The organism is Chitinophaga sp. CB10 (assembly GCA_001870995.2).
Lineage (GTDB): Bacteria > Bacteroidota > Bacteroidia > Chitinophagales > Chitinophagaceae > Chitinophaga.
In genome coordinates this window covers 64,382-90,474 of the sequence record MLAV02000017.1, presented here as the reverse complement: position 1 = coordinate 90,474, position 26,093 = coordinate 64,382, and the positions used below count along the sequence as shown (strand labels likewise).

Here is a 26,093-nt window from a genome sequence, read left to right as displayed (position 1 = left end):
GAATACGTTCTTTTTGACCCATTTTTCTTCATTTTTATGCAGAAAATGACATTAAAGGGGTAAATTGACCCCAAAATTTAAGAAACTCTGAACTATGCGTTATTTGTTTTTACTGCTGTGCGCCTGCATGCCCATGTTGCTGAAAGCCCAGTTCAATACAGCCGCCTCCAATACCAAACCTCCTTATCTGCAGTACCCGGTGATTCCGGCCTTTAAAATGACCCTCCCGGATGGCCACGTCATCACCAAAAACGACCTGAGAAAAGAAAAAACCATGGTATTCGTCTTCAGCGTGGATTGCGACCATTGCAAGCACCTGACGGAAGAAGTCCTCAAAAACATCGATAAATTCAAAAAATACCAGATCCTCATGGTGACGCCCTTCAACGTAGACCAGATGAAGGAATACTACAAACAATACAACATCGCCAAATACCCGAATATCATTATGGCCAGCGAGCCTACCCGCCAGATCATGTACTTCTATGACCTGCACTTCTTCCCCGGCCTGTACATCTACAGCGCTAAGGACAAGTTTATCAAGGGTTTTGAAGGTTCCGCCAAAGTGGATTCCCTCCTCTACTATTTAAATAAATAAATTTTTTTGGGAGAGAGATCTAAGGCTGCTTCCTCTTCTCTCTCCCGTTCACACCGGCATATCCCCTGCAGCAGCGCTCGCGGACGCTACATGGCCGCCCAGGGGCGCATAAATCTTCTCCCCCCAAAATTAAAATACCCGCTAAAACTGATTTGTTGGACCCAATTCCGTAAATTCATTACCATAAATTTTTCGTTCACCTAAAAGCCATAGACAAGATGAAAGTTACAGTAGTAGGAGCCGGTAATGTGGGAGCCACCTGCGCCAACGTGCTTGCACACAGAGATTTCTTAACGGAGGTGGTTTTGCTTGATATCAAGGAGGGAACAGCAGAAGGGAAAGCGCTAGATACCTGGCAACAAGCTCCCATCGACTATTACAGCACAAAGGTAACCGGGGTTACCAACGACTATTCCAAAACCGCCAACAGCGACGTGGTAGTCATCACCTCCGGCCTGCCCCGCAAACCCGGCATGAGCAGGGATGACCTGATCTCTACCAATGCCAACATCGTAAGGTCCGTTACAGAAAACGTTACCAAACACTCCCCCAACGCAGTAATCATCGTGGTGAGCAACCCGCTCGACGTAATGACCTATTGCGCCTACCTGACCGCTAAAAAAGACAGCAGCAAAGTGTTTGGCATGGCCGGCATCCTGGATACCGCCCGCTACCGCGCTTTCCTGGCCGACGAAATCGGCTGCTCCCCTAAAGATATTCAGGCCATCCTCATGGGAGGCCATGGCGATACCATGGTACCACTCCCCCGCTATACTACCGTGGCCGGCATCCCCGTTACGGAACTGGTGGCGAAAGATAAACTGGACGCTATCATCCAGCGCACCAAAGTAGGTGGCGGCGAAATCGTCAACCTCCTCGGCACCTCCGCCTGGTACGCCCCCGGCGCAGCGGCTGCACAAATGGTAGAAGCCATCCTCAAAGATGAAAAACGCGTATTCCCCGTGTGCGCATGGCTCACCGGCGAATACGGCCTGCAAAACATCTACCTCGGCGTACCCGTGGTACTGGGCAAAAACGGGATCGAAAAAATTATAGAACTCCGGCTCAACGAGGAAGAAAAAGCCTTGCTCCAAACCTCCGCCCAACACGTGAAAGAAGTGATGGACGTGCTGGACAACATGAAAGAACAAAAAGTATAATAATTCCACTGAAGACAGTAAAAGGATCGGCAGCTGCATAACCGCCGATCCTTTTTATTTTCAAGGAATTAAAACCTGCAAGTGTTAATTACTGTTAAAAAAAGAATCGTATTTTCGTTATTATTCTGATACAATCGATACATCTTTTGTGCATATGTCTAACCTGGAAAAGTTAATTACTCAAAAATCCTTTCTCAACGAGTATCACAAAGGACTTGTAAGTCTGATTTTTGTGGGCAACTGGCTGACATCCCGCCACCAGCAATTCTTTAAGAAGTACGATATCACCATGCAGCAGTTTAACATCCTGCGCATCCTCCGCGGCCAGCACCCGCAGGCCGCCAGCATCAACGTACTCAAAGAACGCATGCTCGACAAAATGAGCGACGTTTCCCGGCTGGTAGAGCGACTGCGGAAGGCGGACCTGGTAGTACGCAAAAGCAGTGAGCTGGACAGGCGCTCTGTAGATGTACGTATCACCGATAAAGGGCTGGAACTGCTCAGCAAAATCGATGAGGACCTCGGAGAGCTGGAAAACGCGCTCAAAGGCCTCAACGAAGCGGAAGCCGCCCAACTGAACCAGTTACTGGATAAAGTACTGGACCACTATTCCTGATCCTATATTTCTTCCAGGTAGTTCAGATCCTTATGAAAGGTTTCCTCTATCGTCCAGGCAGCCAGCATGGCCACGCCTATACATATCACCGCTACAATCGCCCCGCTTTGCAATAAATTGAAGTATTTCTGCGCCGCCACAAACAGGATGGAGATCAGCGGCAGCATGCCCCGGGCAAAATTCGGCACCGTAGTGGCCACCGTGGCCCGCAGGTTGGTCCCGAAGCTCTCCGCCCCAATGGTCACAAATATGGCCCAGAAGCCCACGCTGAAGCCCATCAGGAAACAAACGGTATAAAACAATGCCGTGCTCGCGCCGTGCAGGTTCAGGTACACTGCCACCATAATGCCCGTCAGCGCCAGGAAGAGCAACATCACCTTGCGGCGGCTCCGCAGCAGCTGGCTGATTACGCCGCTGCTAAAATCGCCGATTACAAGGCCGGCATAACAAAAAGCCACGGCATCCCCCGGGTTAATCGTTCCCTGCACCTGCATTTCCCGGGCAAATTTGTTGGAAAACGCAATCAGGATGCCCACTACAAACCAGGTGGGCGTACCCAGTAACACGCATTTCAGGTACTTCAGCAGCCGCGCCTTATTGGTAAACAACGCCACCAGGCTGCCCCGGGTAGTATTGGCAGCCTTCACCTGGTTAAACAGGTGGGATTCCATGACGGAAATCCGCAGTACCAGCAAGGCCAAACCCAAACCTCCGCCTATAAAATAACATATGCGCCAGTCCCCAACGGCCTTGGCAATCAGGTTGGCGGCAACAGCCCCGGAAACCCCGACCGTAGCCACGATCATGGTGCCGTAGCCCCGCTTTTCCTTCGGCAGGATTTCGGAAACCAGCGTGATGCCGGCGCCCAGCTCCCCCGCCAATCCGAAACCGGCTACAAAACGCCATAGTATATAACCATTGATCCCCTGCACGAAACCGTTCGCTATATTGGCCACTGAATAGATGAGGATAGACCCGAACAATACGCTCAGGCGGCCTTTCTTATCTCCCCATACCCCCCAGAAAAGCCCACCCAGGAGCAATCCCAGCATTTGGATATTGATCAGCAGCAGCCCCGCACCGGAGTCGATTTCACTCTGCGGCAGGCCGAGCGACTGCAAACTTGGAACCCGGACGATGGTGAATAACAACAGGTCGTAGATATCGACAAAATAACCCAGCGATGCAACGATGACGGCAATGTTGAAGATGGAAGCGGATTGGCTTTCGGTTTTCATGTGCGTGGTTGATAAAGACTTAAAAAATATTACCTGGTTGATAAAAACAAAAATGCCATGAAAGATAGTACTTCATGGCATTTTTCTGATAATTTATTTGTTGGATTCTGTCAGTTCATCCGGATGATTTTCCTTCGCGTGATCGTGCGGCACTTTCACCTTGCCGAACACCAGCTTCAGCAACACCGGCAGCGTGGTGATCAGGATCAGGATGATCACGATCAGCTCCAGGTGGTTTTTAATGGTAGGATATTTATTACCAAGGAAATAACCGGCCAGCATCATGGAAAACACCCAGCTGATGGAACCTACCACGTTGTACACCATGAATTTTTTACGCTCCATGCCCACAATGCCCGCTACAATCGGTGCAAAGGTGCGGATGATGGGCAGGAAACGCGCCAGGATGATGGCGCCTCCACCGTGCTTATCAAAAAATTCCTTAGCCTGGAAGAGGTGTTTCTTCTTAAACAGGAAGGTATCCTTCCGGCTGAAAAGCAGCGGGCCAGACTTGCGTCCGAACCAGAAGCCCACAATATTACCCAGCACGCCAGCCAGGGCAATGAGCAACATCAATACGATAAAAGGAGCATCGTAAAAGCTGGCGCTCAACTCTTTACCATAGATCCCTGCGAGGAACAGCAGGGAATCCCCGGGCAGAAAGAAGCCTACAAACAGGCCGGTTTCTGCAAAAATGATTGCTACTAACAGGTACAGCCCTCCGTGTTCAATAATCCATGACGGATTAATGAGGTGCTTAAATAACTCTATAATCTGGTCCATGCGCTTTTAAATAACTTTCGGGAATCGGTAAATTATAAATTATTCTCTAATGAGAATGTTAATGTTTGGCAATAGGTCTTTATTGTCAGGCATTTCAGGCTGGCACGTCGGCGGTTCCTTCGCCCAGCTTGTTTTCCCATTTTGATACTACAGCAGTGGCCATGGCATTACCGATCACGTTGGTAGCGGAGCGGCCCATATCCAGCAGGTGGTCTACTCCCAGCAACAGCAGCAGGCCGGCTTCCGGGATATTAAACATGGACAGTGTACCTGCGATAACCACGAGGCTGGCGCGGGGCACCCCGGCAATACCTTTACTGGTGATCATGAGCACGAGCAGCATGGTGATCTGCTGGTCGAACGGCAGGTGCATGCCATAAGCCTGGGCAATGAACAGGCTGGCAAAGGTCATATACATCATGGACCCGTCGAGGTTAAAGGAATACCCCAGCGGCAGTACGAAGCTCACAATGCGTTTATCGCAGCCAAAGCGCTCCAGTTCCTCCATGGTGCGGGGGTAGGCCGCCTCGGAGCTGGCAGTGCTGAAAGCCAGCAGGATAGGGTCCTTAATGAGCCCCAGCAGGCGCAATACGGGCTTGCCGAGGATCATAAACCCAACCAATGCCAGTACCACCCAAAGGCTGAACAGCCCGGCGTAGAACTGCGTGATGAATTTACCATAGATCCAGAGTACGTTGAGTCCTTTATCGGCGATGATGGCGGCCATAGCGGCGAAGACGGCGAATGGCGCGAAGTTCATCACGAAGCCGGTTACTTTCAGCATGATGTGCGCAACGCTGTCCATCAGCTTAACTACAGGGCTGGCCTGCTCCCCGATCGCGGCGGCGGCCACGCCAAAGAAGACGGCAAAAACAACGATCTGCAATATCTCGTTATGGGCCATGGCGTTGATAACGCTATCCGGCACCACATGGTGGAAAAATCCTCTTAAAGTCATATCCGCCTTGGAGATGCCCGCATCGGCATGGGTATCCGGCAGTGGCAATTCCAGGGACAAGCCTGGTTTCATGAGGTTGACCAGCACGAGGCCGAGAAACAATGATACAAAGGTTGCACTGATAAACCACAGCATGGTTTTACCGCCTACGCGGCCAACAGCTTTAATATCCCCCATTTTGGCCACGCCTACTACCAGGGTGGAGAACACCAGCGGAGCGATGATCATTTTAACGAGCCGGAGAAAGATATCTGTCAGTATAGATACATTATCGGCGAACTTTTGAATACTTGCCTGCTGTTCCGGAGTAGGTGTTCCTTTTCCAAATGAGTAGTTTACAATGTATCCCGTTGCAATACCAATTAACATGGCGGCAAAGATGTACAAAGTAAGCTTGTTGGATTTCTTCATGCGTAGGTAGAATTAATTGCTGTAAGTGTTTGTAACCTAAAATTTCCCAAAAATAAGGTTACTGGCTTAAATATGAGCCGCCGGAGGTAAAATAAAAGAGGGCATTTTGATTTGCAGTTATTATATTTGGCGATTAACAATCAACAACAAACAAATCTACCTTAACAACAATCAACCAACATTTGGCTTATGAGCAAACTATTTGCCAAGAAACAACTGTCTGTTCTGCTGTCAGAGGCTTCCGAATCCGATAAGGGGCTTAAAAGGACTTTAGGGGCAGGCTCGCTAATCGCTTTGGGTATCGGGGCCATCATCGGCGCCGGTCTTTTCGTTAGAACAGCTGCCGCTGCAGGCCAACACGCAGGTCCGGCCGTAACGGTATCCTTCATCATCGCGGCCATCGGCTGTGCCCTTGCCGGATTATGCTATGCCGAATTTGCCTCTATGATTCCGATTGCGGGAAGTGCTTACACTTATTCCTATGCCACACTTGGTGAATTCATTGCCTGGATTATTGGTTGGGACCTGGTGCTGGAATATGCCCTCGGCGCCGCCACAGTGGCCATCGGCTGGTCGCAGTACCTCAATAAGTTACTGACAAACGTCTTTCACATCACAATACCCTATGAGTGGTGTCACAGTCCATTTGAGGTGAGCGATGCCGGCGTAAGGGGTATCATGAACGTGCCTTCCGTGTTCATCCTCCTGCTGCTCACCATGCTGCTGGTACGCGGTATCCAGGGTTCTGCCATTGTGAACAACATCATTGTGATTTGTAAAGTGGCCATTGTAATCCTGTTTATCTTCTGCGGATGGCAGTTTATCAACCCGGCTAACCACACACCGTTCACCATTGCCGCGGATGCAGGTACCGTTACCATGCACAACGGCCACGTGGTGGATTACTCCAACTTCTTCAACCATGGATGGGGGGGCGTGCTAAGGGGCGCCGGCGTGGTGTTCTTTGCGTTCATCGGTTTTGACGCCGTATCTACCGCGGCCCAGGAAACCAAGAACCCGAAGCGGAACATGCCGATCGGTATCCTCGTTTCCCTCCTGATCTGTACCGCGCTGTATATCCTGTTCTCCTTCGTGCTGACAGGCGTGGCGCCGTTTAAAGACTTCCTGAAAGCAGGTGGCGAGGCTTCCGTAGCTTATGCGATCGATACCTATATGCCTGGTTATGGCTGGTTATCCACCCTGATCACCGTGGCCATCCTGGCAGGTTTCTCCTCTGTAATCCTCGTGATGCTGCTGGGTCAGACCCGCGTGTTCTACTCCATGAGTAATGATGGACTGGTACCGCCGGTATTCTCCAAGCTGCACCCTAAATACCGTACGCCTTACCGCTCCCAGTGGATGTTCTTCGTATTTACCTGCCTGTTTGCCGCATTTATTCCGGACAGCGTGGTAGGCGATATGACCAGCATCGGAACCCTCTTTGCGTTTGTACTGGTTTGCGTGGGCGTGATCGTAATGCGTAAAAACAACCCGGATGCGCCGCGCGCGTTCAAAACCCCTTGGGTACCGGTAGTGCCGGTGCTGGGCGCACTGTTCTGCCTCACCATGATCGTGAGCCTGGGCGTAGAAAACTGGTCCCGCCTGTTCGTATGGCTGGGAATCGGCTTTATCATCTACTTCGGCTACAGTGTGAAGCACAGTAAGGCCCGCAAGATGATGGATTAACCGGATGGTGATTTCATTACTTAGCCAGATTAGCTTAAATTTGCGGATTATTTTAAAGATCCAATAATAAGATACCACTCCAATGGGAAGAATATTTGAAGTTCGTAAATCCACCATGTTTGCCCGCTGGGACAGGATGGCAAAACAGTTTACCAAAATAGGTAAGGATATAGCAATCGCCGTGAAGGCTGCTGGCCCTGACCCTGATAATAACCCTGCGCTGCGTCGTTGCATTCAGAATGCGAAAGCCGTGAACATGCCGAAAGACCGTGTTGACGCTGCGATCAAACGTGCGATGGGGAAAGATAAAACTGATTACGAAGAAGTTGTATATGAAGGATATGCGCCACATGGCATTGCCATCATGGTGGATACCGCTACCGATAATACCACCCGTACCGTTGCCAACGTGCGTACGCACTTCAACAAATGCGGCGGCAGCCTTGGTAACAGCGGTTCCGTAGCCTTTATGTTCAACCGTGTGGGCGAGTTTAAAGTGAAGAATGCCGGACAGGACCTGGAAGAACTGGAATTGGAACTGATTGATGCCGGTTTGGAAGAAATTGGAGAGGATGCGGAAGGAAATATCATTATCCGCGCTGCCTTCACCGAGTTCGGCAATATGTCCAAAGCCCTGGAAGACAAAGGCCTGGAAGTGATCAGCTCAGAACTGAAGCGTATCCCTGCCAACCTCGTGGAATTATCGGAAGAGCAGGCTAAAGACGTGCTGGAGCTGGTAGACCGCCTGGAACAGGATGACGACGTTCAGGCTGTATTCCATAATCTGAAGTAAGTACAATTTAATACACAAGAGAGGTCCTGCTGATGAGGCAGGACCTTTTCTTTTTTTGTCAAGGAACCGAAATGTATCTGATTAATAGGAGCGCCTTTGAGGGAAAGGCGCTTTTTAATTTCAACGGATAGTAGCAGCCACTGTTTCTCAGGCTTTAATAATTTCCTGGCGCCGGTCCGCCTCATTGGCAATGAACATGATGCCTTTTCCGTGGTACGTGGCCACGCTGAGGGTAGGATCCGGGGCTATATACCGGCGCAGCCGCGTCAGGTACACGTCCATAGAACGCTTGTTGTATGATTCGTCCCCATCCCAAACGCTGGCCATGATCTGGTCCCGTTTGAGCTTTTTATTGGGATTTTCACACAGGTATTTAAAGAGATCGGATTCTTTGGGGGGGAGTTGGAGATGTTTGCTTTCAATGCTGGTACCGCCGTCGGGGCCTGTCTTTTTCACTTCTACCACTACGTTACATTGCTGGTAATTGAACCGCAGGTTGCCCACGTGGTAGGTAATCTGCTTTTCGCTGCGCAGCAGGCGGGCCCTTTTGATGAACACGTCCATCCTGAGCAGGAATTCCTGCATGTTGAAAGGCTTTACGATATAGTCGTCCGCGCCATTTTCCAGTCCCAGCATACGGTCCTGCTCCATATAACGGGAGGAAGTGATGATGACCGGTACGTTTTCGTTGATCGAACGGATGTCTTTAGTGAGGGCAAATCCGTCTTTCTTCGGCATGACCACATCGAGGACGCACAGGTCAATGTCCCGTTGTTGGAATGTTTCCCATCCGGCCTCTCCGTCGGCACAGTACAGTACTTCATAACCGGCTTTTTCGATATGTCTTTTCATCACTTTAGCAAAAAACTGGTCGTCTTCCACCAATAAAACGGTCGGCTTCATTTTAGATAGATTTTAATTGTAACGATTAAAAGTAGCTAGACAGCGATTCTCGATTTTGGGTTTGACCCTGAAAAAGCAAAGGGTATTTTTTACGTTTATTCAAAGTACCGATTTCCTGACGGTTCTGCAATCGTTCTTTTTGTTCAGTTAGAATTTTCTGTTCATTTTGTTCATTTTTGAGGTGATGAATGAACAAATGTATAATTGAGGGGGAGTGAGTTATAAACGCATAGCGAATAAAAACAGTTTATAATTTTTATCAACTATGCGTTTATTTTAATATAAAAAATGTTAGCTATTAACGACGTTTTTAGCCCTTCCGGATAGGAATGCGTCAAGGTTATCCACCACGGCGGAGAGCAACCTGCCCCTTGCAGCGGAGGTAGCCCAGGCAATATGCGGGGTAATGACGATGTTCGGCGCACCGAGGAGCGGATTATCGGCCGCCGGCGGCTCCGTTGATAATACGTCCACACCCGCTCCCGCAATGCGGCCACTGCGCAGCGCCGCCTCCAGGTCCGCCTCGTTGATGAGCCCGCCCCGGCTGGTATTAATCAAAAACGCGCTGCGCTTCATCGTATCCAGCAACGCGGCATTCACAAACTCTTTATTGGCAGCGCTCATAGGCGTATGTAGGCTTACCACATCCGCTTCTTTAAAACAGGCAGCAAGGTCCACAAACCTTACGCCCTCCATTTTATCGCGCTCCGGGTGCTTGTGGTGGGCAATCACCTGCATCCCGAATGCCAGCCCTATCCTGGCCACCGCCTGTCCTATCTGCCCCAGGCCTACTATGCCCAGCGTTTTGCCTTCCAGCTCCACCAGCGGAAAATCCCAGAAGGAAAAATCCTTGCTGCTGCTCCAGCGGCCCTGGTGCACCGCCACGCTGTGCGCGCCCGCATGGTGGCATAATTCCAGGATCAGGGCAAACGTAAGCTGGGCCACCGCCGCCGTACTGTACGCCGGCACATTGGTCACCGGGATACCCCGCTCCTTCGCAGCCGCTATATCTACTACATTATATCCCGTGGCGATTACGCCAATGTATTCCAGCTTCGGCAACGCGGCAATGGAAGCCGCGTTGAGTATGGATTTGTTGGTAAGCACTATCTCCGCGTCCCTGGCGCGTTCCACCACCAGCTCCTCCGGCGTACGGTCGTAAATGGTCACATTGCCCAAGGCTTTGAGGCCGTCCCAACTGAGATCCCCGGGGTTGAGGGCATATCCGTCCAACACAACTATTTGCTTCATATCGTCTTTTTAAGGTGTGAAAAAATCAGTCGATAAAAATAGGTAAACTCGCCCAATCCCTCCAAACGAGAAAATAACGCGACTTTCTGCGAAAAAAACATCAAAAACGAGTGGCTTTAAAAAGTAGATTGCAGGTATAATATCCCGCTAAAATTATTATCGGCTTATGTTCGGTTGGACAGCGATGGAGGACAGTGAACTGCTTGCGTACCTGAAAGAAGGTAACGTGCGCGCGTTTGATACCATTTACGCGCGCTACTGGGCGGACCTGTACAAACATGCCTTCTTCACTCTCCGCAGCCGGGAACAGGCCCTGGACATCATCCAGGAAGTATTCACCTGGCTCTGGATCCACCGGGAAACCGTGGAGATCACCTCCCTCAAACAATACCTCAAAGGCGCCGTACGGTTCAAAATGGCCAACTACCTCCGCGCCAGCAAATCCCGCAAACAATTGATCCACTCCCTGCAATACCTGGCAGAAGACGCCGTTTCCCCGGATGAAATCCGCCTGAAGGAACTGCAATCCCTCATTGCCTCCGCCGTGGACGCCCTCCCGGAAAAATGCAGGGAAGTGTACAGCATGAGCAGGCATGAACAGCTATCCCATGCGGAAATAGCAAGCCGGCTTAATATCTCCGTAAAAACGGTGGAAAACCAGATCTCCATCGCCCTCAAGCGCATCCGCGTCCACATTGGCAGCGCGCTCCTCTACTTCCTCTGCTGGTGGTGTTTTTAAAATTTTTTTTAGCCGCTTTGGGGGATCAGCCTTCCCCGCGTTACCAGGATATAAACGGGCTTTCATTGATCCACGAAAAACTGGCCGCCCTTGCGGAAAAAATCGCCGATGGCGTGGCTACCGAACAGGAAATTAACGAGTATAACGCGCTGCTGGATACCCTAGAAGCAAGTGAACAATGGGATGATGACCTCCTGGGCAACCAACAGGAAACAGGCAGACTGTTACAGGCACGGATATACGAAAATGCCGGCATCCGCCGGAAGATACAGCGCATGCGTATCCTAAGGATTGGTATGGCCGCCTCCGCAGCCTTGCTGATAGGGCTTTCCGCCATGCTTTGGCTGCATTACAAACAGCCGGCAGCATCGCCCGCTGTGGTAACAACGGCCCGCAACAGTGAACAGGTTGTATTACGCCTCGCCAACGGCAGGGAAATCACCCTCGGCAACGATTCTTCCGTAATTCAACAAGGCCATACCGTTATTACGCTCGGCAACGGCGCAGCCACCTGGCAAAGTACGGGCGCCGCTACGGACGAGGTCAATGAACTGATCACGCCCGCCGGCTCCCAGTTCATGATGGTACTGGCAGATGGTTCCAAAGTCTGGCTCAACACCGGCTCCCGCCTGCGATTCCCCACGGCCTTTCATGGCCGGGAACGGACCGTGGAACTCAACGGGGAAGCCTACTTTGAAATAGCGCCAAACGCCCGTCAGCCATTCGTGGTAAAAAGCAATGATAACGCCGTCAGGGTACTGGGCACCAGCTTTAACATCACGTCCTACCAGGATGAACCGGCAGCCAGCGTCACCCTGGTAAACGGTGCAGTGAAAGTGTACCGCCGGCAGGATTCCCTCCTGCTCCAGCCCGGGCAGCAAGCCAGGATGAGCCAGGACAAAGGGATTACGCTCGTCCCCCATGCGGACGTTGCCGCCATTACCGCCTGGAAAAACGGCTTCTTTGCCATGCAGGGAGAAAATACGGACGCTATGCTCCGGCAAATCGCCCGGTGGTATGACCTGGAAATTGAATACACCGGGAGAATTCCCGACCTGAAATTCGAAGGCAGTATTAAGAAAAGTTATGAATTACAGGATGTCATCGCCATTCTCAACGAAAGCGGCATCCACCTGAAACAGGACAATAAAAAACTGGTAGTATTTCCGAACTAGACATCAACATAATTATCATGTGACCGAAAGGAACCAAAAACAAAACCGGGCATGCGCCAACATAACCCGGTTTAAATGGTAATAAACACAATACGATCAAGCATTTTTTTATCACCTAAATCAAATTTATGTTTTTAGCAACTCCTTGTCAAACACCGTCCGCAAGCTAACCTGGTACTGATCAGGTACAAAACGCAGTGAACAATTAGCCGGGAGGGTATCACCTCCGCCAATCCTGCTGCTTATCCAATTCCAAATCAATTCCGGACAGCAATGCTGCCGCGGGCTATCTCCTGCGCGCCTCCTGCTGCTTCCCGCTATTCTGTTATCCTTAATCATCCAAAACATGCAGTTATTATCAACTCTGCTAAATCGTTTAAGTCGCCACCGGCGTCACACCAAAATCTGGAAAGTTATGAAACTAACAACGGTACTCTTATTGGTAGGTTTCCTGCAGGTAAGCGCCCATGGCCTGGCCCAGAAGATCACCATGAACAAAACCGACCGGCCCATACAGGAAGCGCTGACGGAAATCGAAAAACAGTCAGGCTACAAATTCTGGTATCATGCCGGCCTGCTCAACAATGCCAAAAATGTGAGCATCAGCGTTACCGAAGCGCCGCTTAACACCGTGCTCGACTTGCTGGTGAAGGACCAGGGCCTCTCCTGGAAAGTAATCAAAGAAACAATCATACTCAATAAAGCCGCGGCGGCGCCCTCACCGGCAGCTCCGCCAGCCGATACGCTCCGCGGGAAAGTGACGGACGACAAGGGCAACGCCATTCCCGGGGCCACCATCCTCGTGAAAGGCACTAAAAAGGCAACGGTATCCAATGCCAACGGGGAATTCACCCTGGCAAGCATACCGGACAACGCTACCATCGTCATCTCCAACATCGGCTTCCAGACGCAGGAAATACCTGTGAACGGCAGGTCAAAAATCAATGTGACCTTCCTCCCGGAAGTATCGCAGCTGGAGAATGTAGTAGTGGTTGGTTACGGCACGCAGAAGAAAGTAAACCTCACCGGCGCCGTAGCCCAGGTATCCGGTAAAGTGCTGGAAAACAGGCCTATTACCCGCGTATCACAGGCCCTGCAAGGGATGGTAGCCGGCCTCAACATCTCCACCAATACCGGCGGCGGCGCGCCTAACGCCACCCAGAATATTAACGTGCGCGGCTATACGGGAATCAACTCCTCCGGCGGTACGCAATCCGGCGGCCCGCTCATCGTAATCGACGGTATCCAGGGTGGGGACATCAATGCCCTCAATCCTTCCGACGTGGAAAGTATTTCCGTACTGAAGGATGCGGCATCCACCGCTATCTACGGCTCTTCCGCTCCTTACGGCGTTATCCTCATCACCACCAAAAAAGGAAAGGCCGGCCAGCCTACGCGCATCACGTACGATAACAACCTCTCCTGGGCGCAGGCCATCAACCTGCCTAAAATGATGAACTCACTGGACTTCGCCAACCTCTACAACGAAGCCTTTGTAAATGCAGGCCGTGCGCCGTTCTTCGACGATGCCACCCTGCAACGCATCAAGGATTACCAGGCCGGTACCCTCAGGGAGGAAGCCATGAAAAGCCCTTCCGCTCCCAACGACTGGACCTCCTGGAATACTTCCAACGCCAACAACGACTGGTTTAAGATCTATTTCAAGGACTTTGCTTTCAGCCAGCAACACAACATCGGCATCAGCGGCGCTTCCGAAAAAAGCAATTACTACATTGGTATCGGTTATAACAACAAGGAAGGGATGTACAACTTTGGCGACGATGACTTCAAGCGTTTTAATATACGCGCCAACGTTAGTTCCAATATCACGAACTGGCTGCAATTCAACCTGCGCAGCACCATCAGCCGCACCCTGTACAACACGCCGAATACCTATTCCGGTAAAACCGGCGGTAACTACATGCACCAGATTGCCCGCAAGTTCCCCACCGTACAGCTGAAAAATCCGGATGGCAACTATTCCGATCCCAGCGATGTACTGCTGCATCAGCAGGGCGGCCGATTCAAATACACCGAGGACCAGCCGATGATCACCGGCGAGTTTAAAATCACGCCCCTGAAGGACTGGAATATCATTGCCAACTATACTTTTGACGGCGATATCTATGATGAACAGAATCACGTTAAAACGGTGTACACCTTCCTGCCGGATGGTTCCACTGCGCCGGTGAGCGGCACCACCCCCAATTCCTTTGCCCGGTATAACTACCGCAGCGAGCATCACATCGTGAATGCGTTTTCTTCCTATGAAAAAACTTTTGATAAGCACAACTTCAAAATCCTCGGCGGTTTCACCAGCGAGCTGACGAACTATACCAATTACAGCGCTTCCAACTCGCTGCTGTATTCCAATGACATTCCTTCCCTGAACCTGACCTACAATACCACGCCTACCGTTGGCGACCAGGTGCGCAGGCTGGCCGTGGAAGGCTTCTTTGGCCGCTTCAATTATGCGTTTGCGGATAAATACCTGCTGGAAATCAACGGCCGGTACGACGGTACTTCCCGCTTCCTTTCCGCCAACAGGTGGAAATTCAGCCCGGGTATCTCCGCCGGCTGGAATATTGACCGGGAAAAGTTCTGGCAGCCGATCAGCAACGTGGTGAATACATTCAAACTGCGCGGCTCTTTCGGCTCTTCGCCGGATCAGCTGTTCCTGGGCGATCCTTCCATCGGCACCTACTACCCGTTCTATCCGAGCCTGGCTACTACGCGGCCTAACAGCACTTCCTGGTTGTTTGGCGGCAACAAACAGGCGTCTGTGAGTCAGCCTTCGCTGGTTAATCCTGACCTGACCTGGGTTACCACCACCTCGTATGATGTAGGGGCTGATTTTAGTATGTTTAGGGAGAGATTGAATGTCAACTTTGATTATTACATCCGTAAGGCGGACGATTTCGCAGGGCCCGCTCAGGTGCTGCCAGCCATCCTGGGCGCAGCGGTGCCGCGGGTCAACAACGCAGCCATCCGGACTACCGGCTTCGAGCTCACCATGCAATGGAACGACCGCATCGGGGAAGTAGGTTATTCCGTACGCGCTAACCTCTCCGATTACAAAGGCGCCGTCGTGAAATACAACAACCCTTCCCGTTCCCTCTCTACCTTCTACGAAGGCCAGAACATGGGCGACATCTGGGGGTACGTATCCAACGGCTTATACGCTACAGATGCCGATGCAGCCAAAGCGCCGAAAGCGCAGTTCTGGAACAGCACCTGGCGCGCCGGTGATGTGATCTACCAGGACCTCAATAACGACGGCGTTATCAACAACGGAAAAAATACCGTGGACAGCAGTGGCGACCGCCGCATCATCGGTAACAACACGCCGCGTTACCAGTACAGCATGAACCTCTCCTTCGATTACAAAGGATTTGATCTGGGCATCTTCCTGCAGGGCGTAGCCAAAAGGGATGCATGGATTGGTTCCAACTACTTCTGGGGTATTGTGGGCAGCGAGTGGCAAAGCTCTCCTTTCACCATCCACTACGACCGCTGGACGCCGGCCAACACGGGCGGTTACTTCCCTAAGTTTTACATGAGCGGGGAAAACGATAAGAACACGCAAACACAAACCCGTTACCTGCAAAACGCAGCTTACATGCGCATCAAGAACCTGCAGCTGGGCTATACGCTGCCGGCGCAGTTACTGTCGCATATCCGCGCGCAGAAAGTGCGTGTGTACTTCAGCGTGGAAAACCTCGCCACTTTCACGAAAATGGCCAAAACCATCGATCCGGAACTCTCCATCAGCGATGCGAAAATTTATCCGTTGCAAAGAACCTGGTCCTGTGGCATCAATGTAATTCTCTAATCCAAAACAGTTGAGCATATGCGATTTCCGAAGATAATCACCACCACTATACTATTGTCGTCCGTACTTTTTGCGTGTAAGAAAGATTTCCTGGAAAGGAGTCCTGAAACAGTGATCAGCGATGCGCAGTACTGGAAAACCTCCAATGACCTGAAGCTGTATGCCAACAGCTTTTACAATAACTTCCCCGCCTATACGGGATTTGGCACCATCGGCATCTATGGCGAAGATGCGGACCAGGGTTCCGACAACATGGTGTACATCAGCTACAACACCCGTATGAACGGGGAAAGCGTGGTACCCGCCACTTCCGATAACTGGAGTACCACGGCCTGGGGCAATCTCCGTAATATCAACTACCTGCTGGCCAACTACACGAAAGTGAAGGAGCCATGGAGCAATGTGAAAACCTATGTAGGCGAAGCCCGGTTTTTCAGGGCTTACTGGTACTTCAATATGCTGCGCAACTACGGGGACCTGCCATGGGTAAGCCAGGTGCTGGACCCTTCGTCCAAGGAAGTGTACAACAAAAGATTACCGCGTAATGTGATCGCTGATTCCATTATTGCGGACCTGGACAGCGCGATCGCCTACCTGCCTGCAAAGGGAACGGCGCAGGCAAGCCGCGTCTACAAAGAATATGCACAGGCGATGCAGGCCCGCATTGCCCTCTACGAAGGCACCTGGGAAAAATACCAGGCCGGCACTCCGTTTGGCGTAAGCGGCGCAACGCCGGAAAAATACCTGCAGAAGGCCGTTGAAGCCTCTGCGGCAGTGATGGGCAGCGGACTGTTTACGCTCGACAATGTGGGTAAAGCATTCGGCTACTGGTCCCTCTTCAACCAGACGGATTACAGCGGCAGCAGGGAAGTGATGTTCTGGCGGCAGTACAATGTTACCACCGGCCCTTCCCATAACTGGCACAGATATACGAATACAGGCGCCGGCAGAGGGCTGACCAAAAACCTGGTAGATGACTACCTCTGTGCGGACGGCCAGCCGATATCCGTCAGCACGCTGTACAAAGGCGATGATTCCCTGCAGCTGGTAGTTACCGGCAGGGATCCGCGACTGGCGCAGACGATGTACGTTAACGACGGCAATCACATTGTTACCAGCAACCAGCCCAACGGCGCGCCTAACCTGCTCTTCCAGGTACCCACCTTCGATGCAGCCAGCGAAAACCGCCCTGCTACCGGCTACCAGGTATATAAAGGGCATAATACCGATTATATGCAACAATACGCGGCGGAGCTGGGCACCACCGGCCTCATTCTGATGCGCTATGCCGAAGTGCTGCTGATCCATGCAGAGGCTAAAGCAGAGCTGGGGATTTTAACACAGGGAGATGTGGATCTCACGATTAATAAACTGCGCGCCAGGGTGGGCATGCCACCGCTCAACATCGGTGCTATCGTTACCGATCCGAAATGGATCTTTCCCCAGTTAAGTCCCCTGCTGAATGAAATCCGCCGGGAACGAAGGGTGGAACTGGCTTGCGAAGGTTTCAGAAGGGATGACATCTACCGCTGGGGCGCGGCGCAACGGCTGCTCGTAGGCTGGAAGCCCAAGGGCGCGAAGCTGAAACAGTGGCAGGGCCGCGTATCCGCGAGCCTGCTCTCCGGCTACCCTGTGGATGCCAACGGGTATATTGAACCTTTCCAGAAGGTAGGCGCGCTTAGTAACGGCTACAAATTCAACGTAAACCGCGATTATCTCCTCCCTATTCCACTGGGAGAGCTGCAGGTGCCTGGTAATACCATGACGCAGAATCCGGGCTGGAATTAGGCTTAAAATCCATTTTTTAAAAGGCCGGCCTTTCATCCATGTAAACAAATCATTAATTAAGGCGGCTGCTCTGGCAAAGACTGAATTATTACCCCACCTTTGCAGCGCCATAAATAAATAATTAACTAAGCCTGCAACTGATTTAATTCATTTATCAAAGAAGCCACTACAAACGCACTTTCATATGCTTTGTAGTGGCTTCGTCTATTTTCCACGGAGCAACGAACCATTAAGGAAGTGTGGAAAGGTTGACGGACGGCGCGCTGCCGCTGGAAGGCCGGGTATAGGTTACTCCCACGCTGTTGCCCACCTGGCGGAAGCCTCCGCTGTACATATACATCATATTCGTTTCAATGCCCGCGCCGATGTCGTACCGCTGGTGCGCGGCATCGCTGGCGGTGGTGGAGAAGGATGCCTGCGTGATCTCTATCCAGTTGCCGTTTTTCGTGCGTACCCACTGGTTGCCGTAACGGGCTTTAAAATAGTTCTGGCCGTTACTGCCAAAGTTTTCCACAAAGGAGTAGAGCCCGCCGAGCAGCTGCCCGTTGGTTTTGGACTTATCCCATTCCGCCAGCAGCTTCCAGGCGCCGTTTTCCGGCGCGTAGTACCAGGCGGTAAACAGGGTATGCGTGCCGGCAGCCTCTGCATGGACCAGCATTTTGTACGTGTTACCGGTTACCCATGGAAATACGAGGTAGGTTTGCCCGCCGGAGCCTTCGTTGCCGAACGCATTATCGACTACGCCCGCGCCTTTGCGCACCAGCGTTACCGCATAGTCCGCCGGGATTTCGTTCGGGTCGTTGGTATTGTAATTACTCCAAATACTGAACAGGATTCTCCTTTCCGTAGGGGAATTTACCTGGATGCCGAAGTAGCCATCCCAAAAGCCATTGGTCATATAGTAGGCATACAGCGGATCGGCGCCGGCCGGCACGTTGATTTCCGTATAGAACCAGGCAATGGCGCTGTCCCCCGGGTACTTATAGCTCAGGTGGGTAGCGGGCGCGCTCCGGTACTGGCTTTTGTTGTACTTAAGCCCGAGGGAGCTGGTGATAATCACCGACTGCACATCCGGCAGGTAAGTACCGTTTTTGGTAACGGCTTTGATTTCTATACAGTGATAGTTAGCCGACGTAATATTAAAGCTGCCTACGTTTAGCGTCACGTAGGAAGATGTTTGGTTGACCACCACATTATAGGCCGTTCCGGAGCTGTCCAGCCGGATGCGCAGCGTATTGGTATTGCCGGGCGCTTTCACGCGGATGGATACGGAAATACTGCCGGTAGTGGTCGGGTAAAAATAAACTTTTGTGACACCGTTGGTGTCCGTCCAGGCGCCGAGCCCGGAAGTGCCGATAGTGCCGTAGCCATTGCTCTGTTCTTTCGGATAGACGTAACCGTTACTATACAGCGTGACGGTATCCGTTTTGACAAGCTCAGTGGAAGCTTTCGGGGAATTGCCTTTTTGTTTGAGTTCACTGTCGATGCTTTTGGCGCATGCTGCCAGCAGCAGGCAAAGCATAATAATAGGGTACTTTTTCATGCGAGATCGGATTTTGGTTTAGCATATAATGATTGCTCCGTGTACTAAGGGAATTAACTGCGTTCACTGTGCTTGTTCACTGTCAGATCAGATTTGCGCCGGGCTCGGGTCGTCAGCAAAATGAAGGTAATTTTTACATTTATTATTTGCCAGTTGGAAATTCTTTTCTGGCAGATTTATGACATAAAAAAAGACCGATCGGATCGATCGGTCTTTAAGTATTTATCAGACAGCTTGTTAGCTATTCTTCCATCATTTGCAGCACGATGCTGACTACATCTTCCGTATTTGGTTTGGAGAAGTAATCGCCATCGGAGCCGTACGCAGGCCTGTGGGCCTGTGCGCTCAGGGTACGCGGCGCAACGTCGAGCCAGCGGTAGCCACCCTGCACTTCCATTACCTGCTGGAACATGTAGGCGGTACCACCACCTGGTACATCTTCATCAGCAAAGAGGATGCGGTTGGTTTTCTTCAGGGACTCCACAATGATATGATGGATGTCGAACGGTAATAAGGTTTGTACATCAATGATTTCGCAGGATACGCCCAGTTCTTCCAGGGTGTTCACTGCTTCTTCCACGATACGGGTCATGGAGCCGTAGGTAACGATGGTTACGTCCTCCCCTTGTTTCAGGATTTCCGGAATACCCAGCGGAACGGTGTAGGTATCCAGGTTTACCGGCAGTTTCTCCTTCAGGCGGTAACCGTTCAGGGATTCGATGACGATAGCCGGCTCGTTGGCTTTCAGCAGGGTATTGTACATACCGGCTGCCTGCACCATGTTGCGTGGCACGCAAACGTGCATCCCGCGGAGGGAGTTGATGATCATGCCCATCGGGGAGCCGCTGTGCCAGATGCCTTCCAGGCGGTGGCCACGTGTACGCACGATCAGCGGGCAGTACATGGCGCCTTTGGTACGGTATTGCAGGGAGGCCACATCATCGCTGAGTGGTTGCAGGCCGTAGAGCAGGTAATCCAGGTACTGGATTTCGGCAATCGGGCGAAGGCCGCGGAGCGCCATACCGATGCCCTGCCCCATGATGGTCAGCTCGCGGATACCGGTATCGGCTATACGAAAACCGCCGTGCTTTTGCTGTAATCCTGCAAAGCCCTGGTTAACGTCTCCGATTTTACCCACATCTTCTCCGAAAGCGAAAACTTTCGGGTTGTTGGTAAAGAGTTGATCAAAATATTTGTTCAGGACTTCGTAGCCATTGATGACAGCAGGTTCATCGCCGTATTCGGCCGGCACTACCGGCACGTTCAGCGCGGAATTAACGCCGCCGGCGTGTAAGCCGGAGGTATAATTTTCCTTCTCCTGCCGGAAGTAGGCATCGTAGTAGGCTTGCAGTTGCTGAACGGCTGGTTCATTTTTCTGCGCTTTGAGCCGCACGAGGATGGAAGCCGCAGCTTTCAGGATATCGCGGCGCTGTGGCTCGCGATTGGTTTGCACCTCGTGGATAGCTTTCTGCACAAAGTCGGCCCTGGCGCCGGCAACGGCTACCACCGGGGTGGCGTGGGCGAGGAACTGTTGTACTTCTGCTTTTATCGGCGTGATGTATTTCTCCCAGGCGGCTTTGCGGGCATCCTGAGCAGCCGTTTTAGCTTCCGCTTCAATTTGCTGCAGGGTAGCTTCATCTGCCAGGGCGTTTTCCAGGATCCAGGAACGCATTTTTACGTTACAGTCGAATTCTTTTTCCCAGGCGAGGCGTTCCTTGCTTTTGTAACGCTCGTGGGAGCCGCTGGTAGAGTGGCCCTGGGGCTGCGTGATCTCCTCCACGTGGAAGAGCGCAGGGATGTGTGTTTCACGGATCTTGCGGATGGCAGGCTCCAGTACTTCGCACATGCCGGCATAATCCCAGCCTTTAATATTATATATATCGAAGCCATTGGTGCCGTTAGCTTTACGGAAACCTTCGAGGGCTGCGGAAATGGAGTTTTTGGTAGTCTGGTATTTGCGTGGTACGGAAATGCCGTAACCATCGTCCCAAACGAATACAGCCAGCGGCACCTGCAGTACGCCTGCGGCGTTCATGGTTTCCCAGAAGTGCCCTTCAGACGTAGAGGCGTCACCGATAGTCGCGAACGCGATCTCGTTACCGCCGTTGGAAAGGTGCTTCATATCCTTCAGCTCATCCACCTTGCGGAACAGCTTGGATGCCAATGCCAGGCCCAGCGCGCGGGGCATTTGGGCGGCGGTAGGCGCCATATCCGCGGCGGAGTTCTTCATCTGTACCAAAGGCAGCATATTCCCCTCCTTGTCCATATTAGGAGTGGCAAAGTGCGAGTTCATCTGGCGGCCGCCGGAAAACGGATCGTTGTTTACATCCGGATCGGCATATAACTGCGAAAAGAATTGTTCAGGAGTGGCGATGCCGGTAGCGAAAGCTACAGTCTGGTCGCGATAATAACCTGAGCGAAAGTCACCCGGCTGAAAGTATTTGGACATCGCTATCTGCGCCACTTCCTTTCCATCCCCAAAAATGCCAAACTTAGCTTTACCGGTAAGAACTTCCTTACGGGCGAGCAGACTAACCTCTCTGCTTACGCAGGCCAACCTGTAGTCATTTAACACCTCCTTACGGAATTCTTCGAATGACAACCGGCTTTCTATATTCATAGCGAGTTCGTTATTTTCTATCATGCCTCATGGTTAAAGTACAAAAGTAAGCTTAATTATACAGTTCGGAAATGCCTGGAAAATTCATATTTAAAATAATCTGATTTTTTTAATAAGAATTTAATAAATTGTTAGGTAACAAACAGTTTTTGGCCGTAAATTTGTCTGAGAACTTGGAAAAATTTATTTTTTTTAACCAGTCGCTTTTAAAACCAGTATAAAATGAAAAAGTTTATTCTATCCCTATTTGCAACACTGTTGATCTCAACAGCACTCTGGGCACAACAATCACCTGCAGATGCGAAGGTTAAGTTCGCAAAAGAAACCATTGACTTCGGTAAAACTGAACTGAACAAGCCAGTGACAGTTGATTTCGAATTCACCAACATCTCCAAGGAACCGGTTTTGATTGAAGCAGCGCGAGCGAGCTGCGGTTGCACTACTCCAAAATGGACTAGTGAACCAATTCTCCCTGGCAAAAAAGGCAAGGTGACTGCCAGCTACAACGCGAGCAGCATCGGCCAGCAGAACAAAACTATCTGGGTTAAATTCAGAGGAGTGGATTCAGACAAAGAACTGCATCTGACCGGTACAGTAGGAAGTCCATCCAGCAAATAACACAAGTTATTACTTCATAGAAAAAGCCTTACAGATAGCCTGTAAGGCTTTTTTGTTGCCTTTATGTTTGATATCCAGACATCTAATTCACCTATCTTTGCAACGCAAAAGAATCAAAACAATTATATGCCTACCATTAGCCAGAGAGGGAAGGTAATGCCCCCCTCTCCCATCAGAAAACTTGTCCCTTTTGCTGAAGCAGCAAAGAAAAAAGGCGTTAAGGTTTATCACCTCAACATCGGCCAGCCGGACATTGAAACACCAAAACCAATCCTTGATGCGGTACGTCATTCTGATTTTAAGATTTTAGAATACAGCCACAGCGCCGGCAACGAAAGTTACCGCCGCAAGCTGGTGGAATATTACAAACGTTTCGATATTGAGGTTAACCACAACCAGATCATTGTAACCACCGGCGGTTCCGAGGCGATCCTCTTCGCCTTTATGGCCTGCCTGGACCCGGGGGATGAGATCATTGTGCCGGAGCCGTTCTATGCAAACTACAACGGGTTTGCCGTGGAAGCGGAAGTTAAGATTAAAACGATCACTGCCAATATCAGCACCGGCTTTGCGCTGCCTGCCATGGAGGATTTTGAAAAAGCGATCACTCCCCGCACCAAAGCCATCCTGATCTGTAATCCGAATAACCCTACCGGTTACCTGTACAGTAAGGAAGAGATGGAGGTGCTGAAAACCCTCTGCCTGAAACACAACCTGTACCTGTTTTCAGATGAGGCTTACCGGGAATTCTGCTACAGCGGCAGGCATTTCAGCGCTGCCAACCTGGAAGGCATGGATAACAATGTGATCCTGATGGATACGATCTCCAAGCGTTACAGCGCCTGCGGCGGCCGTATCGGCGCTTTTGTGACCCGGAACCAGGAAGTGCTGGATGCTACGATGAAGTTTGCCCAGGCGCGACTGAGTCCTCCTTCCTTTGCGCAGATTGCCGGGGAAGCGGCGGTAGACCTGCCGGCTGACTACTTTGACGGCATTAAGGCGGAGTACCAGAGCCGCCGCGACCTGCTGGTAAAAATGCTCAACGAGATTCCGGGGGTCTTCTGCCCGAATCCGGGAGGCGCATTTTACGCCATGGCGCAGTTGCCTATCGATGATTCGGATAAGTTTTGCCAGTGGATCCTGGAGCATTTCCAGCACGAGGGGCAAACGGTGATGATGGCGCCGGCTACCGGTTTTTATGCTACTGCCGGTTTGGGTAAGAACGAGGTGCGCCTGGCTTATGTGCTGAACCTGGAGGATATCCGGTCCGCGATGGTGTGTTTGGCGGAAGCTTTAAAGGTATATCCGGGCCGTACGGAAATAAAATAAAAAGTTTTGCAGGAGGTGGAAGACTAAAAAAAGAGCCTAAAACACATTATAAATAATTTTATATATGGTTTTTCGAAGAAATTATCGATTTTTTTAGGGTCACCTCTTGCAAATCTCAACTTTTGTTTCGTATATTTGGTATAGAAACAACAAAGAAATCAAAAAATACCAAACATAAAAATATTTACATATACGATCAATTTTGCAAAATCTAAACTTGTTTAAGAATAATTTAACCTGCAGAATTTTTCAAAACGTTCTTTTGGTCCGACCTTTGGATTACAATTACAAGATTGAATTATCAACAATCTGTAAAAAAAACTAAGTTTAACTAAAACGTTTTAGCAAAATATCGTATTTTTGTATCAGTTTTTCATAACGTGGAATTTATAAAGGCAAACGGCTCTGATCACAGAGCCGTATTTTTTTGCCCAAAACTCCAATTTCGTCCCTGATTTTTGCGTTTTTGTCGCTTTTTCCCCCGATTTTCAAAAATTTACGCTTAGCTTTTACTTATTGCACCTGATTTTTTTATAATATTGTTATGTAATAAAACGGCGGAACATACCCATGCCTCGGCATGGTGATATTTTTCGTTTGTTTTCATAACGTGGAATTTTAAAATGCAACGGTCCCGACTCTTCGGGACCGTCTATGTTTTATTATGCCGGTTTGCCTTTTTCATGGTTGAGGGGTTGATAACCAGCACCTCCCGGGGCAACACCGGCATAAGGAGGCAGGTGTGATACCGGCATATAGCCGTGATAGTACTGTCCCCGGCCGGATCCCTGGCCTGCAGCGGCCTTAAATCTCTTCCCCCCATAAAAAAATCCCCTCGCGTGAAACGCGAAGGGACTCTCTAAAAGAAAATATCTATACTAACTGAATTACTTCATATTAGCCTTGATCATGGTGAAGAAGTCATCGAACAGGTAGCGGCTGTCGTGCGGGCCCGGAGTTGACTCAGGGTGGTACTGCACGGAGAACGCAGGTTTGTTCTTAATGCGGATGCCTTCAACGGTATTGTCGTTCAGGTTAATGTGCGTCACCTCCACGTTTGGATGGTTTTCCACCGCCTTCGCATCAACGGCAAAGCCGTGGTTCTGGGTGGTGATTTCGCACAAACCGGTTTGGAGGTTTTTAACCGGGTGGTTCAAACCGCGGTGACCGTGGTGCATTTTGTAAGTCGGGATATCATGCGCCAGCGCCAGCAGCTGATGGCCGAGGCAAATACCGAACAGGGGCTTTTCAGCGGCCAGGATCTGTTTAACGGTATCGATCGCGTATTTCAGCGGAGCGGGGTCGCCGGGACCGTTGGAAATGAAGTAAGCGTTCGGTTTGAACTCTTCGGTGACTTCGAATTTCGTGTCGGTCGGGAATACTTTCAGGTAAGCGCCTTTTTCAGACAGGCATTTCAGCATGTTACGTTTTACACCGTTGTCCATTACTGCGATGCGGATCGGCGCTTCCGGGTCACCTACGGTGTAGGCTTCTTTGGTAGAAACTTCCTGGCTCAGTGCAAGACCTTCCATGGAAGGCACTTTTGCCAGTTCTACCTTCAGTTTTTCCACCTCGAGGATTTCGGAAGAGATGATGCAGTTCATGGCCCCTTTGCTGCGGATATGGGAAACGAGCGCGCGGGTGTCCACATCATAGATCGCTACCAGGTTGTTATCTGTCAGGAACTTTTCCAGGGATTCATCGGCCATTTTCCTGGAATAGTTGTAAGCGATATTCTTAGCGATCAGACCGCTGATCTTAACACTGCCACTTTCTACGTCATTGGACTTAGTCCCGTAGTTACCGATGTAGCAGTTGTTCATAATAAGGACCTGTCCTTTGTAGGAAGGGTCTGTAAACACTTCCTGGTAACCCGTCATACCGGTATTGAAAGCTAATTCACCGGCGGCAGTGCCAATTTTCCCAAAAGCTTTTCCCTGAAAAACCGTACCGTCGTCTAACAGCAGTATGGCAGGTTGGATGGTTCTTGTCTGAGGCATTTCTGGTATCTGTCTTGTTTTATTTTTTTAAAAAAAACCTTCGAGGGCATTT

19 protein-coding genes are annotated in these 26,093 nt (G+C 50.7%); 11 read left to right on the top strand and 8 right to left on the bottom strand.

Annotation, left to right across the window (positions count from 1 at the left end; genetic code table 11):
- The first annotated feature begins 94 nt into the window (after window positions 1-94).
- The 3 genes from BOC67_RS20805 (at window position 95) to BOC67_RS20795 (ending at window position 2,374) form a co-directional block, all read left to right on the top strand.
- Window positions 95-598, top strand: coding sequence for a thioredoxin domain-containing protein (locus tag BOC67_RS20805; protein ID WP_291913195.1), 504 nt, complete (start codon window positions 95-97; stop codon window positions 596-598).
- Window positions 599-816: 218 nt separating this feature from the next.
- Window positions 817-1,758 (top strand): malate dehydrogenase, encoded by a 942-nt coding sequence (gene mdh / locus BOC67_RS20800; RefSeq protein ID WP_291913193.1) that lies wholly within the window; start codon window positions 817-819, stop codon window positions 1,756-1,758.
- A gap of 154 nt (window positions 1,759-1,912) precedes the next feature.
- Window positions 1,913-2,374 carry a MarR family transcriptional regulator gene (locus BOC67_RS20795; RefSeq protein WP_291913192.1) on the top strand — a complete coding sequence of 154 codons (462 nt, stop codon included), beginning with the start codon at window positions 1,913-1,915 and terminating at the stop codon, window positions 2,372-2,374.
- A gap of 2 nt (window positions 2,375-2,376) precedes the next feature.
- On the opposite strand, the gene BOC67_RS20790 is transcribed toward BOC67_RS20795, so the two are convergent.
- The 3 genes from BOC67_RS20790 to BOC67_RS20780 all read right to left on the bottom strand — a co-directional run bounded on the left by BOC67_RS20790 (window position 2,377) and on the right by BOC67_RS20780 (window position 5,764).
- A complete protein-coding gene (locus BOC67_RS20790; RefSeq protein WP_291913191.1) occupies window positions 2,377-3,612 on the bottom strand; it encodes an MFS transporter in 1,236 nt (411 codons plus the stop codon).
- A gap of 93 nt (window positions 3,613-3,705) precedes the next feature.
- Window positions 3,706-4,395 (bottom strand): VTT domain-containing protein, encoded by a 690-nt coding sequence (locus BOC67_RS20785; protein ID WP_291913190.1) that lies wholly within the window; start codon window positions 4,393-4,395, stop codon window positions 3,706-3,708.
- Between the two features lie 94 nt (window positions 4,396-4,489).
- A complete protein-coding gene (locus BOC67_RS20780; RefSeq protein WP_291913189.1) occupies window positions 4,490-5,764 on the bottom strand; it encodes a dicarboxylate/amino acid:cation symporter in 1,275 nt (424 codons plus the stop codon).
- Between the two features lie 189 nt (window positions 5,765-5,953).
- Between BOC67_RS20780 and BOC67_RS20775 the strand changes: the two genes are divergently transcribed.
- Together BOC67_RS20775 and BOC67_RS20770 are read left to right on the top strand one after the other, a co-directional pair.
- Window positions 5,954-7,450, top strand: coding sequence for an amino acid permease (locus BOC67_RS20775; RefSeq protein WP_291913188.1), 1,497 nt, complete (start codon window positions 5,954-5,956; stop codon window positions 7,448-7,450).
- A gap of 82 nt (window positions 7,451-7,532) precedes the next feature.
- On the top strand, window positions 7,533-8,243 hold the full coding sequence (locus BOC67_RS20770) for a YebC/PmpR family DNA-binding transcriptional regulator (protein ID WP_291913186.1): 711 nt from the start codon (window positions 7,533-7,535) through the stop codon (window positions 8,241-8,243).
- Window positions 8,244-8,390: 147 nt separating this feature from the next.
- Here the strand turns inward: BOC67_RS20770 and BOC67_RS20765 are convergent, their stop codons facing one another.
- Both BOC67_RS20765 and BOC67_RS20760 read right to left on the bottom strand, forming a co-directional pair.
- Window positions 8,391-9,146 carry a response regulator transcription factor gene (locus BOC67_RS20765; RefSeq protein ID WP_291913184.1) on the bottom strand — a complete coding sequence of 252 codons (756 nt, stop codon included), beginning with the start codon at window positions 9,144-9,146 and terminating at the stop codon, window positions 8,391-8,393.
- 291 nt (window positions 9,147-9,437) lie between these two features.
- A complete protein-coding gene (locus tag BOC67_RS20760; protein WP_291913183.1) occupies window positions 9,438-10,397 on the bottom strand; it encodes a D-2-hydroxyacid dehydrogenase in 960 nt (319 codons plus the stop codon).
- Window positions 10,398-10,563: 166 nt separating this feature from the next.
- Between BOC67_RS20760 and BOC67_RS20755 the strand changes: the two genes are divergently transcribed.
- The 4 genes from BOC67_RS20755 to BOC67_RS20740 all read left to right on the top strand — a co-directional run bounded on the left by BOC67_RS20755 (window position 10,564) and on the right by BOC67_RS20740 (window position 17,931).
- On the top strand, window positions 10,564-11,136 hold the full coding sequence (locus tag BOC67_RS20755) for an RNA polymerase sigma-70 factor (protein ID WP_291913181.1): 573 nt from the start codon (window positions 10,564-10,566) through the stop codon (window positions 11,134-11,136).
- A gap of 65 nt (window positions 11,137-11,201) precedes the next feature.
- Entirely contained in the window at window positions 11,202-12,311 is a 1,110-nt protein-coding gene (locus BOC67_RS20750; protein ID WP_291913179.1) for a FecR family protein, read from the top strand.
- A 415-nt stretch (window positions 12,312-12,726) separates the two neighbouring features.
- Window positions 12,727-16,143: a TonB-dependent receptor gene (locus tag BOC67_RS20745; RefSeq protein WP_291913178.1), complete on the top strand. Its 3,417-nt coding sequence runs from the start codon at window positions 12,727-12,729 to the stop codon at window positions 16,141-16,143.
- Between the two features lie 18 nt (window positions 16,144-16,161).
- Window positions 16,162-17,931, top strand: coding sequence for a RagB/SusD family nutrient uptake outer membrane protein (locus BOC67_RS20740; protein ID WP_291913177.1), 1,770 nt, complete (start codon window positions 16,162-16,164; stop codon window positions 17,929-17,931).
- 229 nt (window positions 17,932-18,160) lie between these two features.
- Here the strand turns inward: BOC67_RS20740 and BOC67_RS20735 are convergent, their stop codons facing one another.
- Both BOC67_RS20735 and BOC67_RS20730 read right to left on the bottom strand, forming a co-directional pair.
- The gene (locus BOC67_RS20735) at window positions 18,161-19,474 is read right to left on the bottom strand and encodes a DUF3472 domain-containing protein (RefSeq protein ID WP_291913176.1); all 1,314 of its coding nucleotides are present in this window, start codon (window positions 19,472-19,474) and stop codon (window positions 18,161-18,163) included.
- 241 nt (window positions 19,475-19,715) lie between these two features.
- A complete protein-coding gene (locus tag BOC67_RS20730; protein ID WP_291913175.1) occupies window positions 19,716-22,118 on the bottom strand; it encodes a thiamine pyrophosphate-dependent enzyme in 2,403 nt (800 codons plus the stop codon).
- Between the two features lie 198 nt (window positions 22,119-22,316).
- On the opposite strand from BOC67_RS20730, the gene BOC67_RS20725 reads away from it, so the two are divergent.
- Both BOC67_RS20725 and BOC67_RS20720 read left to right on the top strand, forming a co-directional pair.
- Window positions 22,317-22,712 (top strand): DUF1573 domain-containing protein, encoded by a 396-nt coding sequence (locus tag BOC67_RS20725; RefSeq protein ID WP_291913174.1) that lies wholly within the window; start codon window positions 22,317-22,319, stop codon window positions 22,710-22,712.
- A 126-nt stretch (window positions 22,713-22,838) separates the two neighbouring features.
- Window positions 22,839-24,041, top strand: coding sequence for a pyridoxal phosphate-dependent aminotransferase (locus BOC67_RS20720; RefSeq protein ID WP_291913173.1), 1,203 nt, complete (start codon window positions 22,839-22,841; stop codon window positions 24,039-24,041).
- An 887-nt stretch (window positions 24,042-24,928) separates the two neighbouring features.
- On the opposite strand, the gene carA is transcribed toward BOC67_RS20720, so the two are convergent.
- Window positions 24,929-26,041: a glutamine-hydrolyzing carbamoyl-phosphate synthase small subunit gene (gene carA / locus BOC67_RS20715; RefSeq protein WP_291913171.1), complete on the bottom strand. Its 1,113-nt coding sequence runs from the start codon at window positions 26,039-26,041 to the stop codon at window positions 24,929-24,931.
- Window positions 26,042-26,093: the final 52 nt, after the last annotated feature.

Bases quoted from the DNA above. Each gene is read 5' to 3' on its own strand.
- BOC67_RS20805 (WP_291913195.1), top strand. From the start codon at position 95: ATGCGTTATTTGTTTTTACTGCTGTGCGCCTGCATGCCCATGTTGCTG.
- mdh (WP_291913193.1), top strand. From the start codon at position 817: ATGAAAGTTACAGTAGTAGGAGCCGGTAATGTGGGAGCCACCTGCGCC.
- BOC67_RS20795 (WP_291913192.1), top strand. From the start codon at position 1,913: ATGTCTAACCTGGAAAAGTTAATTACTCAAAAATCCTTTCTCAACGAG.
- BOC67_RS20790 (WP_291913191.1), bottom strand. From the start codon at position 3,612: ATGAAAACCGAAAGCCAATCCGCTTCCATCTTCAACATTGCCGTCATC.
- BOC67_RS20785 (WP_291913190.1), bottom strand. From the start codon at position 4,395: ATGGACCAGATTATAGAGTTATTTAAGCACCTCATTAATCCGTCATGG.
- BOC67_RS20780 (WP_291913189.1), bottom strand. From the start codon at position 5,764: ATGAAGAAATCCAACAAGCTTACTTTGTACATCTTTGCCGCCATGTTA.
- BOC67_RS20775 (WP_291913188.1), top strand. From the start codon at position 5,954: ATGAGCAAACTATTTGCCAAGAAACAACTGTCTGTTCTGCTGTCAGAG.
- BOC67_RS20770 (WP_291913186.1), top strand. From the start codon at position 7,533: ATGGGAAGAATATTTGAAGTTCGTAAATCCACCATGTTTGCCCGCTGG.
- BOC67_RS20765 (WP_291913184.1), bottom strand. From the start codon at position 9,146: ATGAAGCCGACCGTTTTATTGGTGGAAGACGACCAGTTTTTTGCTAAA.
- BOC67_RS20760 (WP_291913183.1), bottom strand. From the start codon at position 10,397: ATGAAGCAAATAGTTGTGTTGGACGGATATGCCCTCAACCCCGGGGAT.
- BOC67_RS20755 (WP_291913181.1), top strand. From the start codon at position 10,564: ATGTTCGGTTGGACAGCGATGGAGGACAGTGAACTGCTTGCGTACCTG.
- BOC67_RS20745 (WP_291913178.1), top strand. From the start codon at position 12,727: ATGAAACTAACAACGGTACTCTTATTGGTAGGTTTCCTGCAGGTAAGC.
- BOC67_RS20740 (WP_291913177.1), top strand. From the start codon at position 16,162: ATGCGATTTCCGAAGATAATCACCACCACTATACTATTGTCGTCCGTA.
- BOC67_RS20735 (WP_291913176.1), bottom strand. From the start codon at position 19,474: ATGAAAAAGTACCCTATTATTATGCTTTGCCTGCTGCTGGCAGCATGC.
- BOC67_RS20730 (WP_291913175.1), bottom strand. From the start codon at position 22,118: ATGATAGAAAATAACGAACTCGCTATGAATATAGAAAGCCGGTTGTCA.
- BOC67_RS20725 (WP_291913174.1), top strand. From the start codon at position 22,317: ATGAAAAAGTTTATTCTATCCCTATTTGCAACACTGTTGATCTCAACA.
- BOC67_RS20720 (WP_291913173.1), top strand. From the start codon at position 22,839: ATGCCTACCATTAGCCAGAGAGGGAAGGTAATGCCCCCCTCTCCCATC.
- carA (WP_291913171.1), bottom strand. From the start codon at position 26,041: ATGCCTCAGACAAGAACCATCCAACCTGCCATACTGCTGTTAGACGAC.